This is a genomic window from Vibrio variabilis, from assembly GCF_003263785.1.
GTDB classification, from domain to species: Bacteria; Pseudomonadota; Gammaproteobacteria; order Enterobacterales; family Vibrionaceae; genus Vibrio; species Vibrio variabilis.
Genome location: NZ_JYJK01000061.1, coordinates 43,028 through 57,327 on the forward strand (window position 1 = coordinate 43,028; position 14,300 = coordinate 57,327).

Sequence of the window (14,300 nt, forward strand, 5' to 3'; positions counted from 1 at the left end):
GCAACATAACATTAACATGGAGAGTTTTATGGAAAGTTGTACTCTGACCCTTTGGATGCACACCAGCGAGCATCAGTTTGTCCTAGGATGGGGACCAATACAAAGCATGCAGGACTCCACAACGTGTTGGGACGAAGTTAAACCCAGCACAGAGCCATCGAGTGTATCACTGACCATTCGCAGACCCGATGGTGTTATCGATAGCAAAATGGTCGACATGGCAACCGTGGCTCAGTTGATCACCCAATGGGAAACCATTGCAGAGCCAGAGCAAGATCTCGACCTGCACTGGTAATCATATAGCTTTAAGAAAAGTGCCAGCCTCGGAAGGCTGGCATTTTTTTGTGTAAAGAGACAGATTAGTTAAAGAGACCTTTTAACAGGCTATCTACTGCTTTTTTGGTCTTTTCATCTTTAATGCCTAGTCGCTCAGTGGCACGCTCGACTTCTTTTTTGGCTTTCTCTTTGAGTACATCATCAAACACCAACGCGAATTTTGGATCCGTCCACGCGCCGGTGATTCGAATCGGAATCGTCACATCTCTAAGCTCGTCGATACTCTGGCCGCCCTGCCCTTCAAGGGTACCAACGATCGAAGTACTTACGACAAAGTCAGCTGTTTCGTTGATGTAATTCGCCGAGCCTTCGCCTCTCACGCGTAGTAGCGGTGATTCGGCCGTCATATCATTGGTCGACACCACACCATTAGCGAGCTTGAGCGTCGCTTTCATTGCGCTAAAATCAGTCTTTTTCGGGCCTGCTTCACCATCCAAAGACTGACCTTTAAAACGAGCGTAGTTTTCACGAATAAGCTGCGCCACGTTGATGCCATTGACTGCGCCATCAGCAAAGTTGATTTTCACCGTACCCGACAAGTTTTTCTTCATCGTTGTTGGTGCTAGGCCTTTGCCTGAACATCAACATCAATGTTGCCCGTACCTTCCAACTTATCGTTATTCGCCACATCAACCAATAACGGCTGTACTTTGACACCTTTGATACGTTTCACTGCACTGTATGAAGCAGGTGACTTACGCGCGTCCAGTTTACCCGTTGCTGTAATTGAACCACCGTAAAGCAGCGAGCTGAAAGAATTCAGCGTCGCCACACCACGATTCACCGCAAAATCGGTTTTCACTTGCTGCATATGAGCATTGCCCGCTTTGAACTTATCGATGGTGATCTTACCTTGAACATCCATACCGCTAAGCGCTGTTAAATCAGGTTCAACTTCTTGTGCTGGTGCACTGGTTCCCGAACCAGCCGTTCCCGCTTCTCCATCTTTAGAGTCTGTGCTCGCAGCCGTTTGGTTCAAGCCCAAAAACTCATCTAAATCGATATTTGGGCTATGCAGTGAGAAGCGCACTTTAGGGATGTCCGCTAACTGCACCGTAGCCTTACCATCCAGCTCAATCTTATTAACGGTCAGCTTCTGCAATACAAAGTCTAGGAAGCTTTTGTTCATATCAAAGCTAAGATCAGAAGCCATCACCACCTTCATCGGTGATTGCGGAAGTGTTGCTCCTTCTAGTGTCGAATCCAAAGACAAGCCGCTCAATGTAACAAGAGTCATCGCTTTATCGACGGTAAACGTGGTGCCACCTTTCGCCTCAAAGGTGAGATCGGCAGCATTGCCTTTCATTGAAAAGTCGATGGCATTTGGTTTATCAAACTCAAACGTCGCCAGTTTTAACTGCGCTTGCTGAATCTTATTCGCTGCATCCTCATAGGTGGCATCAAACTCAATATTCTTGAGTGCATACTCTGCAAAGCCCTGCGCCAGTTTAAAATCAGCCGTGCCTTTTGCTGTAAACTGCTGATCGTTGTTTTGGCCTTTAAGCTCAAAGTTCGCCGTCGTCCATTGGTCAACCGCGAACTCGGTCACATTCAAGCCCACATCATATAGCTTAGTGAACGTGCCTGTTTGTGCATTGGACACTTCAAGCAGCGCATTTGACACCGTGACACCAGAGAGAGAAATCTGCCATCCATCGGCAGCTGATGTGGACGCTTCCGCTGGCGCATCACTGGTTGCTGCCGGCTCTGCCGTCGTCTCTGTTTGCGGCGCTGCCGTTAAGGCATCAAGGTTTGAGCGGCCGTCTTTAAGCGTTTCTAGATAAACCTCTGCGCCATCTAGCGTTATCGAGCCAATCTCCAACGTTTTGTCAAGTAGCGGCATCACCGCCACACTCACGCCGACTTGGCTAACACTAAATAAATTTGGGTTTTGAAAACCTTGCGGGTTTTTAAGGCGAGTTTGGCCAAGCTCTAGGCCAACCGACGGAAAGAACTGCCAGCTGATGTCACCGCTGATTTCAAGCTCAAGACCGGTTTGGTTTTTCACTTGCTCAGCGAGCATAGGTTTGAACTGATTAGGGTTGACGAACATCACCAGGGCGGCGACACCCAACACGATCACCAGCACCGGGATGGCGAGAATGAGGAGGAGTTTTTTCATTAGCAACTTCCTTGCAAGGCTGAAAACCTAAAAACAAAAAGTGGCACATAAAGTGCCACTAATTAGTTAAAAAATAAAGCAATTTAAACGCCGTTCGAGCACCCATTTATTATAGGACATTCTCACCGTGTTCATTGTGCGTTTTCAATCCGAACTGAGTCAGGATTATGCACGAAGTAGTTTGGCGATGTGCGCTTTCAATACGTCGATTGCGATACGGTTTTTACCGCCACGTGGCACAATAATGTCCGCGTGTTGCTTTGACGGTTCAATAAACTGCATAAACATAGGACGAACTGTCGATTGGTACTGTTTCAAAACAGATTCCATCGTACGACCGCGTTCTTCAACGTCACGCTTAACACGGCGCAGTAGACAGATATCAAGCGGCGTATCCATGAACACAGTCGCGTGCATCAGCTTACGTAGGCGAGGATCGGTCAGCAGTAGAATACCCTCAAGGATGATCACTTTCTTTGGTGTCATTGTGGTGCTGTTTTCTGTACGAGTGTGCTCAGTGTAGCTGTACTCTGGCACTTCAACCGCTTCACCATTGATCAACTGCTCTAGGTGATCGCAAAGTAGATCGTGGTCAAGGGCATTTGGGTGGTCGTAGTTGGTTTTAACACGCTCTTCCATGCTCAAGTGACTTTGATCGTTGTAGTAACAATCTTCCGTGATGACACCGATTTGATGATCGCCAACCTTTTCGCGAAGTTCATTATAGATAGTGCTCGCAATGAGGCTTTTTCCAGAAGCAGAAGCGCCAGCGATACCGACGATGACACATTGATTATTATCAGACATTCTTTGCACCTAGTACATATATGGTGGTGAGGACAAAACCGCGTAATTATATGGACATCATTCAATAGATACTAGTCGATATCTCACTTATTTGACGTTCAATTTTGTCTCAGATCGAAGAATGAAAAAATGCAATCGATTACCCACCAGCGCTCTGTTTGCTTAATAACCAACCATACTCATATCGAGTTATTCGACCATCTTAAACAAGATTGAGTCTGGTTTCGCTTTGCCACTCCAAAATAAATCCGAGCAGACTCTTTCAGCAAGCTGTCGATAGATGTTTGCATGCTCACTTTCTGGCTGTGATACGACCGTCGGCGCACCATTATCAATCGACTCACGAATATCGATATGAAGTGGTATCTGACCAAGAAGATTCAAGCCAAATTTAGCCGCCATCCACTCAGCACCACCCGCGCCGAAGATGTGCTCTTTCGAACCACATTGGCTACAGATGTGATAGCTCATATTCTCAACAATTCCGACTACTGGTACCGAAACCTTCTCGAACATCGCAGCGCCTTTAATCGCGTCCGCCAAAGCAAGGTCTTGCGGCGTAGTGACGATAAGTGCGCCCGTTACTGGTATTTGCTGAGATAAGGTCAATTGAATATCCCCTGTACCCGGCGGCATATCGATAACCAAGTAATCCAAATCTGGCCATTCCGTTTCATTGAGGAGCTGAGCCAATGCTTTAGACGCCATTGGGCCACGCCAAATGGCCGCGTCGTCAGTACTCATCAGGTAGCCGATAGATTGGGTGTAAATACCGTGCGCCGGCACTGGTTGCATCCACTTGCCATCACGTACTTCTGGGTGTGCATCGATTTGACCAAGCATGATAGGAATAGAAGGGCCATAGACATCAGCATCCAAAATACCCACTTTTGCGTCTAGCTGACTGATCGCCAGCGCGAGATTGACCGCCGTCGTCGATTTACCCACACCGCCTTTGGCTGAGGTCACCGCAATGACGTTTTTCACGCCTTTGACTTCCGTCGCGACTGTCGTTTCAAGTGCTTTGGTGCTGACAGACACTGAGAAAGGAAACTTAGCGACTTCGCCAGAAGCTTGTTTGTTCTCGATCCAGCTAGCTAATGCCTCTCGCGCAGAGAGGTTGGCAAACGGCAGAGCAATTTGAAACTCACCCGAGGCGGCAACCTTAACCACATCAGGAACTTCACTCCATCCCAGCTTGAGGTTTGAGTGGCTGAATTCCCCTAGCCATTGGCAAAAATCTTGTTTCGATTCGAACGTGCGCATCATGCATTCCTTATTATTGTTAGTCTTTTGCTAATCTTCCTAAGATTAGCACTCACTTAGCCGAACCAGAACCTAAAAAAGTTGGGGAGATTGGTGTCGGATATCTTGGAGTCATGCCATGCATCATGTAGTATTAGCCCATATTTTTACTTGAATAAAGAAAGCGAAACAAAGTATGGCAAACGATCCAAGAAAACTGTTGGTCACTTGTGCACTACCGTACGCTAACGGCTCTATCCACCTAGGTCATATGCTTGAGCATATCCAAGCGGATATTTGGGTGCGCTACCAACGTCTACGTGGCAACGTAGTAAACTTCATTTGTGCTGATGATGCTCACGGCACACCAATCATGCTGAAAGCTCAGCAGATGGGGATCACGCCGGAAGAAATGATCGCTGCAGTGAGTGAAGAGCACCAAAAAGACTTCGCTGGCTTTGATATTAGTTTTGATAACTACCACAGCACGCACTCAGACGAGAACCGCGAGTTGGCATCTCACATCTACCTTGAGCTGAAGAAAAATGGCTTCATTTCTAGCCGTACTATTTCTCAGCTGTTTGACCCAGAAAAAGAGATGTTCCTACCGGATCGCTTCGTAAAAGGGACTTGCCCAAAATGTAAGTCGGAAGATCAATACGGCGACAACTGTGATAACTGTGGTGAGACCTACAGCCCAACTGAACTGATTAACCCTAAATCAGCAGTATCTGGCGCAACACCTGTAATGAAAGACTCTGAGCACTTCTTCTTCGACTTGCCTCAGTTTGAAAGCATGCTACAAGAGTGGACTCGCTCTGGCTCGCTGCAATCAGAAACAGCGAACAAGATGCAAGAGTGGTTCGAGTCAGGTCTACAGCAGTGGGACATCTCTCGTGATGCGCCGTACTTCGGTTTCGAAATCCCAGGCGAAAAGAACAAATTCTTCTACGTTTGGCTAGATGCCCCTGTTGGCTACATGGCGTCATTCAAGAACCTATGTGGCAAACGCGACGATCTAGACTTTGACGAGTACTGGAAGAAAGACAGCTCGACCGAGCTTTACCACTTCATCGGTAAAGACATCGTTTACTTCCACAGCCTATTCTGGCCAGCAATGCTAGAAGGCGCAGGTTTCCGTAAGCCAAACAACGTGTTCGTTCACGGCTACGTAACGGTAAACGGCGCGAAGATGTCTAAGTCGAAAGGCACGTTCATCAAGGCGGCAACGTACCTTGACCACCTAGATCCTGAGTGTCTGCGTTACTACTACGCGGCTAAGCTAAACAGCCGTATCGACGATCTAGACCTTAACCTTGAAAGACTTCACGCAACGTGTGAACGCTGACGTCGTCAACAAGATTGTTAACCTAGCATCTCGTAACGCTGGCTTTATCAGCAAACGCTTCGAAGGCAAGCTTTCTGATAACTTTGCAGAGCCTGAGCTTTACAACGAATTCGTAGCAGCCGCTGACCGCATCGCAGAGCTTTACGAGTCTCGTGAGTTTGGTCGTGCAATCCGTGAAATCACGGCACTGGCTGACAAAGCGAACCAGTACGTTGATGAAAAAGCACCTTGGGTTGTGGCTAAAGAAGAAGGTAAAGATCAAGAGCTTCAAGACATCTGCTCTGTAGGTATTAACCTATTCCGCGTTCTGATGACTTACCTGAAGCCGGTTATGCCTGGTTTGGCTGCTCGTACAGAAGCATTCCTAAACGAAACCCTCACTTGGGAAGGGATTGCCGCTCCGCTGACTGGTCATGAGATCACTAAGTTCAAGGCGCTGTTTAACCGTATCGATCCTAAGAAAGTGGAAGCAATGATTGAAGCTTCTAAAGAAGATGCAGCAGCAGAAGTCGCGGCGAAAGAAAAAGCGGAAGCGGAGAAGAACAAAGCAAGCCAAACTGAGCTTGATAAAGATCCTATCGCTGATGAGATTGAGTTCGACGACTTTGCCAAAGTAGACATGCGTATTGCTCGCATCATCTCTTGTGAAGAAGTGCCAAAAGCGAACAAGCTACTTAAATTCCAGCTAGACATTGGTGGTGAAACTCGCCAAGTGTTCTCTGGTATTAAGTCTGCATACAAGCCTGAAGAGCTAGAAGGTAAACTCACCGTTATGGTAGCAAACCTGAAGCCTCGTAAGATGAAGTTTGGAATGTCTGAAGGTATGATCCTAGCCGCAGGCCCTGGTGGCAGCGATCTATGGATCCTTGAGCCACATGAAGGTGCTCAGCCAGGCATGCGTGTGATGTAACACGTTAAAATTGCTAGACTAAAGCCAGCATTTTTGCTGGCTTTTTTTGTGATTTGATTCACAGATAATGTGCAATTGCACCAAAACATAGCACCAGCTCCTACCTTAATAGTATTAAGCAACTGTTTTATAACAACATTTCATATTGGCACTCCCTTTGCTCTATGTCTCTTGAAGGCATTAGACGACATAAAGGAGGTCGTTATGTTTGTATTGATATCTCTAGTCTTATCTGTGGCTATTTTGGCTGCCATTTATCACTATGCAAAAGTCACCGAAGCCAAGGTAGAACGTAAATATCAATTAGTCGTGCAATTGCGTGATCTCATTACCCTGATCCGCCAACATCGCACCGCGACTCACTATCAATTAATGTTTGATCAAAAGAAGGTCAAGCAACTGGAAAAAATTGAGATGGCGATGGAAGAATGCTGCTTGAAACTGATCAACATCGCCCACTTTGACAACAAACCGCTCTATCGAGTGTTGCACAGCAACGTCAAACTACTTTCTCGCTCATGGAAGAAACACACGGTCAGTAAGAACCAAATAGTTCATGGCAAACTGATCCGTCAAACCCTGTTTTTGGTTGACGAAATTTTCACCGCTTGGTTAATGGATTCAGAGCGAGAGGAGCTTGAGCAAGAATATCGCAATGTCTGGCAAGGCGTCATCGATTCACTGGACTGCCTAACTCAGCTTCGTATTTGCATTGATGGTGCAGACTCTGAGCTCGGTAGACAACGCATTCTTCACTACTGTAAGCAAATGCACCGCAAAGTGAATCACCTTAGTCTAGTTGGCCCATTGAGCGTTCCGTCACCTATGTACAGCACTACGGTGAGTAAAATTGAAGCGCTAATTGAAAATCCGGATACGCCACTGGACAAAGAATTTATGTACCAGCTCACCGCCGAGTTGTCAGAGCTTATCTTCTCAAGTTACGACGGACTGGTCAGTGAAATTGCGAGTGATCTCTATCAACCCGTACCGAATATTATGACGGTTTGATTTTGTCATTTACCTTTCATAATCAATAAGTAAGCTAATAAGCATATAACCCAAGGCACCCTTTCAATCGATCATCTCAAAGTAACTGTCTTGGGTTAACCCCGTTCGCAAGGAGGCGACAATGACATACTCTCTAGGAAAAACATCCAGCGCGGTTCGCCGCATGTTTAGCTTAACGCCGGAAGGTGGCGTGAGCCATGAATGCTACTATCGACGGTTGGCGGATCTGAGAAAGCTCATCGCCTTACTGAGAATGCACCGAGAAGCGACCCATTACAGCTTACTGTTTGGACACAATAACCAAAGGCAGCAAAGTAGTGCTCGAGTCCAGCTTCAGCTACTGCTAGAAAGCCGCGCTCTGCATCGCTAGATGGATTTAGCGACATTAAAGCGTGTGTCACGCAGCAACTACAAGACTGGCCGCAACAAACGGTACGGGACAATCAACTAGTGCATAGTCAATTGATTCGAGATGCGCTGATTTTGGTGCAAAGTACCATTTCCACTTGGGCAAAAGCGGATGGTCAAACTCACCTTTTGCCAACCCAGCGAAAAAGCTGGCAGGCCATTGTGCCCTACATGGACACGCTAACCACATTAAGGTTGCACATTGAAACGCTAGAAACAAAAGACAGTCAAAGCGCAATCCGCAGCCTGATTAAGCAATTAAGCCACCAGCTCGGTGCACTGCACATCAGCCAAGATTTGAGCTTGCAGCAGCATCTGCATGAAGATTTGCTGGCGCGCATTGCCGATATCGATGCAGACGGGTCCGCTGATGAGCTTAAACAACGTTTATATCGCATTACTTCCCAGTTGTCTGAGCTTATTTTTCACTGCTATGACCGTTCAGTCACAACGGTGGCACAGTCGATTTACTCGACACTGCCGAAAATTGCAGTGGCGTAAAAAAACCGCCCATCGGCGGTTTTCTCTATGTGTTATCAAAGTCTATTAACTGTCGTCTTCTGTAAAGTTGCTCGGCAGTGTGGTCTTCATCTGGTTCCAGATTTGGCCACTTTCCATACCGTATTGACGAATAGCGTTCGGCAGTCTGTCACGATCACCGGTGCGACATACCTCTAGCAGCTCTTTGTAAAAGTTAAGCGCCAAGGTACGTGCTTCTGGGTTTGAGAAGTAGTACGAGCCAACACGGTCGTAAAGCTTCTTAAGACCGTTGAAGATCAAACCATAGATTTGGTTTCCAGAGTGGAACGCCAAACGCTGGAACAGCGAGTAATCGTAGAAATTAAACGTTTGAGCGATGAGCGATGCCTGGCGCGCCGCTTCGTCTTTATCACCGTCATCTTTAACGTGTGCCTTGAGTTTATCGGCATACGGTGATGATTCAATAAACGCATCCCAAGACTCAGCGTTTAGCAAGCTTTCGCAAGATTCTATAATGCCTTCGATGGTGCGCTCAGCGTTGTCTTTGTTGGCTTTAAATGCGTAGCGCATGAAAATCGGGCTGATGTTGGTACGTGCAGCAAGCAGGTCTTCAACAATCGATGTCGCATTGTCTGCATCAAGCGTCATTAACGTATCAAGAATATGCAGACCCGAGGTCTCCATAAATTGGTTTACTTTGGTTGGCTTACCATGTTGGATCGTTAGCCAGCCGTCACGGGCTAGTCTCTGCAATACTTCACGCAGTGTAGTTCGTGTGACCCCAATTAGTTCTGACAGCTCTCGCTCAGCTGGGAGAATTGAGCCTGGTGGAAAACGGCCGTTCCAGATACTCTCAATAATATACTTTTCAGCGAACCCTGCTGGCTCTTCGCCTTAATTACCATTATGGGGTGTTTCCAATCTATTGTATTTATCGTTACATGAAACTCATCATACCACTACTTCCAGATTTTGGTAAACCTACACTACTTATCTATGTAACAATAACAAAATGGAGTAATAACTCTATTTTGACATTTAAGCAGCTATAACCATTTATGGGTATGAAGCATGAATGTTACAGAGGTATTTACCTTTCATTAATATTACAACCCTCTGAATTGTATAATAATAAACCATAACATTCACAGGGCTAATCAATAAGATATTTCCGAGCTTTTGGTAAGAATAAGCCTAAAAAACATGCTTTTTTGAGGGTTGTGATTGGCATATCATCGTGGCGCAGTGTTTCATTCAGAACACTGTCAACAAAGTAAAAATCAACCATTGACTGCGGCTATGCTTAGCTTATTTCGTATAGATCGCGTTTTTGGCAAAAAGTACCTTTTTCTTTTTTGAGAACGGTGTTTTTTGTTGACTAAATCTTACCGAGGAGTATCTTTGCGGGCGAAGCAAGGAGTGCTTAGCAGCTGAGGGACTTGGCAAGTGAACATTCTCCCCACTCCGTTTGTGCAGTGTGTGATTTTTGTTCGTTTTCTAAGTTTTTTAATTCTGCCGATTTATTTGGAAGCCCACTCAAATACTCTTCGTACCCTTTGCTACTGTCGATTAATAACAACATAAGAGTATTACTATGCCGATGTCTCTTGGAAATGCATTTATCAAGAACTTCCTTGGTAAAGCACCCGATTGGTATAAATTAGCGATCATCGCTTTCCTTATTATCAACCCTATTGTTTTCTTCCTCGTCGACCCGTTTGTTGCAGGTTGGCTACTTGTGGTCGAATTCATCTTCACTCTCGCGATGGCACTTAAGTGCTACCCATTACAACCAGGTGGTCTGCTCGCTATCCAAGCGGTGGCGATGGGAATGACCAGCCCGATATGGTGATGCACGAGCTTATCAATAACATTGAAGTGTTATTGCTGCTGGTCTTTATGGTTGCCGGTATCTACTTTATGAAACAGCTTCTGCTGTTCATCTTCACTAAGATATTACTTGGCATTCGCTCAAAGGCGGTATTGTCTTTGGCCTTCTGTTTTGCAGCGGCTTTCCTATCTGCATTCCTAGATGCACTAACGGTTATTGCCGTGGTTATCAGCGTGTCAGTGGGTTTCTACTCTATCTACCATAAGGTCGCTTCAGGTAAGAACTACGGTTCATCTCATGACCACACTCATGACGGTGAAATCACCGATCTTACTCGTGACGACCTAGAAGATTACCGAGCATTCCTACGTTCACTGTTGATGCACGCAGGTGTCGGTACCGCACTGGGTGGCGTTATGACTATGGTTGGTGAGCCTCAAAACCTCATCATCGCTGGTCAAGCGGGCTGGGAGTTTGGTGAGTTTATTATTCGTATGCTACCTGTAACCGGTCCTGTACTTATCTGTGGCCTTGCTACCTGTTTCCTTGTCGAGAGAATGGGTGTGTTCGGTTACGGTGCGAAGCTACCGGAAAACGTACGTAACATCCTAGTTGAGTTCGACCGTGAAGAGCGTAAATCGCGCACTAAGCAAGATATCGCGAAACTGTGGATCCAAGGTGCTATCGCAGTATGGCTGATTGTTGCTCTGGCAATGCACCTAGCGGCGGTTGGTCTAATCGGTCTATCGGTTATCGTACTAGCAACTGCGTTTACAGGTGTTATTGAAGAGCACTCAATGGGTAAAGCGTTTGAAGAGGCGCTGCCGTTTACGGCTCTACTTGCGGTATTCTTCTCTATCGTGGCTGTGATTGTAGACCAAGGTCTATTTAAGCCAATCATCGACGCAGTTCTGCACATCGAAGACAACGGCACTCAGCTTGCTCTGTTCTACATTGCAAACGGCGTGCTGTCTATGGTGTCAGATAACGTATTCGTCGGTACGGTTTACATCAACGAAGTGAAAACTGCGCTTGTCGAAGGCATTATCACTCGTGATCAGTTCGATCTACTAGGTGTTGCAATCAACACGGGGACTAACCTACCTTCAGTCGCAACGCCAAACGGTCAAGCAGCGTTCCTATTCCTACTGACTTCCGCATTGGCACCGCTTATCCGCCTTTCTTACGGTCGCATGGTTATCATGGCACTGCCATACACCATCGTACTATCGATTGTGGGTCTGCTTGGCATCATCTACTTGGTAGAGCCGATGACTGCATGGTTCTATGAAGCAGGTTGGATTGTTGAGCACACAGGTGCCGTAGTTGAGAGCGCTATCTCATCTGGACACTAATTTTTAGTTGATTGTGAAACTATTCCACGTTAAAAAGCTCTGAGTATTCAGAGCTTTTTTTATTTATCAAGGACGTGACAGTGACACTTCTAGCGAACATTAAGGCATTTTCAAAGACGCGATGGTCTTGGGGATTGCTGCTTCTGGCGATTATCTTCTTCGAGCTCTGCGCTCTTTTCTTTCAACATGTCATGCAACTCGCTCCTTGTGTCATGTGTATCTACGAACGCGTTGCAATGTTTGGCATTGGCGGTGCAGCTTTAATTGGTTTGATTAACCCTAGAAATACCTTGTTGAGATGGCTTGGTTTAGGTGCTTGGGGCGCCTCTTCTATCAAAGGTCTAACACTGTCACTTGAGCACGTGGACTATCAGTTCAACCCTTCTCCGTTTAAGACCTGTGATTTATTTGTGACGTTCCCGGATTGGGCGCCGCTGAACGAGTGGGCACCATGCTGTTTGAAGCCTATGGGGATTGTTCGAAAGTGGTGTGGCAGTTCTTGTCGCTTTCTATGCCGCAGTGGCTGGTGGTTATCTTTGCGGGTAATTTGGTGGCGTTAGCGATTGTTGTTGTTTCGCAGGGTGCGAAAGTGTCGTCGGCTAGACATCGTGGGTTTCAATAATAAGGCGGTGTAACTTTGTTTGGTTTTCTTTACCCAGGCTAATCCTTAGAACGCTTTTAGTCCTGCGCAATTTACCCCTCCTAACCTCCCCTTATAAAGGGGAGGAACGACTTGCTCGCTGAGCATCGCTATTTACTTACCACAACACTTCTTAAACTTGCTCCCACTGCCACAAGGACAAGCATCATTACGCCCTACCCCTTTAAATGGGTTCACCGTCTGAGACTGATGGCCCACCATCATCTCATCCGCCGCCATCGCAACCTCGTTCACCATCGCATCAAGTTGTGGCGCTAGGTCTGCATAGGTTGGCAACTGCTCAAAGCCTGCGTCACGCATTTGAGCATGCGTTTGCTCTTCGTCCATTGCTAGCATCAAAGTCGTCAGCAGAGCTTGAAGCATACGCTCTGTGCCATCAGATAGACTCTTACCTTGCCATTGAGTTTCAACAACTGGCCAAACCGTCATGAAGCCCTCTGCAAAGTCTGCCGCTTGCTCTTGGTTATCATCAAGCAAAGTCAGCAATGCGTATTGATTGGTTTTAAGAAGCGCATATTGAGCATGCAAGTGTTCAACGACCCAAGTTTCTTGCTCTGATGTGAATTCGCCGATGACTGAAGATAACCAAGCTTCTGGCTTTAGTGGCTCAGCAGCAAAGTTAGCGGCTAGGATTGCGCCTTCAATAAACGCGCTAGTTTCGCCTGCCCAATCAGCAGGAAGCTCAATGAATTTCATTATTCGTTACACCAATCAAAATTTTCGGCAAGTATATTTACCTCGCCCTAGAAACACAATGGTCGATTCTTTGTTCTATAACGGGTAGAATCCCCGCTCCCTGAATATGATGAGAACTGGTATGCGTGTTGTTTTGGGCCCGATGGAGGGTGTGTTAGATCATTTAATGCGAGAGATCCTCACTGAGATCAACGACTACGATCTTTGTGTAACTGAATTTGTTCGCGTTGTTGACCAAGCTTTGCCTGATCACGTGTTCTATCGCCTGTGTCCTGAACTTGCCCAAGGTTCCATGACAAAATCTGGCACACCTGTTCATATTCAGCTGCTTGGACAAGATCCCCGCTGGATGGCAGAAAACGCCGTTAAAGCGGCGTCACTTGGCGCGAAAGGGATTGACCTCAACTTTGGCTGCCCAGCTAAGCTGGTCAACAAGAGTAAAGGTGGCGCAGCGCTACTGCAGCACCCAGAGCTTATCCATAACGTAGTGAAAGCATGCCGAGACGCGGTAGACCCTTCTATTCCTGTGACTGCTAAGATTCGTTTGGGCTGGGAAAATCCAGATGATTGCTTTGAGATTGTTGACGCGATTGAACAAGCAGGCGCCAATGAACTTACCGTGCATGCACGCACTAAAATTGGCGGATATAAAGCTAGCGAGATCAAATGGGAATACATTAATGCGATTCGCAGCAAAACCAGCTTGCCTCTTATCGCGAATGGTGAGATTTGGAACTACGCTGATGGCCAGCGCTGCATTGAAACCACAGGCGTGGATTCGTTGATGGTCTGCCGCGGCGCGTTCAACGTGCCAAACCTCGGTAACGTGGTCAAACACAACCACACAGTGATGCCTTGGCATGAAGTGGTTGAGCTGCTTTTGGTCTATTCAACCTATGAAATCAAAGGCGATAAAGGCTCTACTATCCAAACCGAGTGAAGCAGTGGTTCTCGTATCTTCGCCAACAGTACCCGCAAGCCGCTGAGCTATTTCGTGAAATCCGCACCTTTAACAAAGCGGCACCGATTGTTGAGCACATTCAGCAATACCGCGACAAGATGCTTGCGACCTTATCGCAGTAATCACCTT

Annotated in this window: 7 protein-coding genes and 6 pseudogenes; 8 read left to right on the forward strand and 5 right to left on the reverse strand. The window is 46.6% G+C overall.

Going from position 1 to position 14,300, the window contains the following annotated elements; translation table 11 throughout:
- Positions 1 to 28 precede the first annotated feature (28 nt).
- Positions 29 to 295 carry a hypothetical protein gene (locus TZ48_RS08910; protein ID WP_112478910.1) on the forward strand — a complete coding sequence of 89 codons (267 nt, stop codon included), beginning with the start codon at positions 29 to 31 and terminating at the stop codon, positions 293 to 295.
- 64 nt (positions 296 to 359) lie between these two features.
- Here the strand turns inward: TZ48_RS08910 and TZ48_RS08915 are convergent.
- The 3 genes and pseudogenes from TZ48_RS08915 to apbC all read right to left on the reverse strand — a co-directional run bounded on the left by TZ48_RS08915 (position 360) and on the right by apbC (position 4,531).
- Positions 360 to 2,458, reverse strand: a pseudogene (locus tag TZ48_RS08915) (AsmA family protein).
- 165 nt (positions 2,459 to 2,623) lie between these two features.
- Positions 2,624 to 3,265, reverse strand: a complete 642-nt coding sequence (udk, locus tag TZ48_RS08920; protein ID WP_112478911.1) for a uridine kinase — start codon at positions 3,263 to 3,265, stop codon at positions 2,624 to 2,626.
- Between the two features lie 189 nt (positions 3,266 to 3,454).
- Positions 3,455 to 4,531, reverse strand: coding sequence for an iron-sulfur cluster carrier protein ApbC (gene apbC, locus TZ48_RS08925; protein ID WP_112478912.1), 1,077 nt, complete (start codon positions 4,529 to 4,531; stop codon positions 3,455 to 3,457).
- Between the two features lie 175 nt (positions 4,532 to 4,706).
- Here apbC and metG point away from each other — a divergent pair.
- From metG to TZ48_RS08945, 4 genes and pseudogenes are all read left to right on the forward strand, one after another.
- Positions 4,707 to 6,768, forward strand: a pseudogene (metG, locus tag TZ48_RS08930) (methionine--tRNA ligase).
- Between the two features lie 204 nt (positions 6,769 to 6,972).
- Positions 6,973 to 7,779, forward strand: a complete 807-nt coding sequence (locus tag TZ48_RS08935; RefSeq protein ID WP_112478913.1) for a hypothetical protein — start codon at positions 6,973 to 6,975, stop codon at positions 7,777 to 7,779.
- A 121-nt stretch (positions 7,780 to 7,900) separates the two neighbouring features.
- On the forward strand, positions 7,901 to 8,149 hold the full coding sequence (locus TZ48_RS08940; RefSeq protein ID WP_112478914.1) for a hypothetical protein: 249 nt from the start codon (positions 7,901 to 7,903) through the stop codon (positions 8,147 to 8,149).
- Between the two features lie 80 nt (positions 8,150 to 8,229).
- The gene (locus TZ48_RS08945) at positions 8,230 to 8,688 is read left to right on the forward strand and encodes a hypothetical protein (protein ID WP_112478915.1); all 459 of its coding nucleotides are present in this window, start codon (positions 8,230 to 8,232) and stop codon (positions 8,686 to 8,688) included.
- Positions 8,689 to 8,733: 45 nt separating this feature from the next.
- Here the strand turns inward: TZ48_RS08945 and fadR are convergent.
- Positions 8,734 to 9,572 (reverse strand): annotated as a pseudogene (gene fadR / locus TZ48_RS08950) (fatty acid metabolism transcriptional regulator FadR).
- A 689-nt stretch (positions 9,573 to 10,261) separates the two neighbouring features.
- Here fadR and nhaB point away from each other — a divergent pair.
- Together nhaB and dsbB are read left to right on the forward strand one after the other, a co-directional pair.
- Positions 10,262 to 11,853 (forward strand): annotated as a pseudogene (nhaB, locus tag TZ48_RS08955) (Na(+)/H(+) antiporter NhaB).
- 80 nt (positions 11,854 to 11,933) lie between these two features.
- Positions 11,934 to 12,475, forward strand: a pseudogene (gene dsbB, locus TZ48_RS08960) (disulfide bond formation protein DsbB).
- A gap of 132 nt (positions 12,476 to 12,607) precedes the next feature.
- Here dsbB and TZ48_RS08965 read toward each other — a convergent pair.
- Positions 12,608 to 13,210, reverse strand: coding sequence for a YecA/YgfB family protein (locus tag TZ48_RS08965; RefSeq protein ID WP_112478916.1), 603 nt, complete (start codon positions 13,208 to 13,210; stop codon positions 12,608 to 12,610).
- Positions 13,211 to 13,331: 121 nt separating this feature from the next.
- On the opposite strand from TZ48_RS08965, the pseudogene dusC reads away from it, so the two are divergent.
- Positions 13,332 to 14,293, forward strand: a pseudogene (gene dusC, locus TZ48_RS08970) (tRNA dihydrouridine(16) synthase DusC).
- Positions 14,294 to 14,300: the final 7 nt, after the last annotated feature.

Coding starts and splice junctions, on each gene's coding strand:
- TZ48_RS08910 (WP_112478910.1), top strand. CDS start 29: ATGGAAAGTTGTACTCTGACCCTTTGGATGCACACCAGCGAGCATCAG.
- udk (WP_112478911.1), bottom strand. CDS start 3,265: ATGTCTGATAATAATCAATGTGTCATCGTCGGTATCGCTGGCGCTTCT.
- apbC (WP_112478912.1), bottom strand. CDS start 4,531: ATGCGCACGTTCGAATCGAAACAAGATTTTTGCCAATGGCTAGGGGAA.
- TZ48_RS08935 (WP_112478913.1), top strand. CDS start 6,973: ATGTTTGTATTGATATCTCTAGTCTTATCTGTGGCTATTTTGGCTGCC.
- TZ48_RS08940 (WP_112478914.1), top strand. CDS start 7,901: ATGACATACTCTCTAGGAAAAACATCCAGCGCGGTTCGCCGCATGTTT.
- TZ48_RS08965 (WP_112478916.1), bottom strand. CDS start 13,210: ATGAAATTCATTGAGCTTCCTGCTGATTGGGCAGGCGAAACTAGCGCG.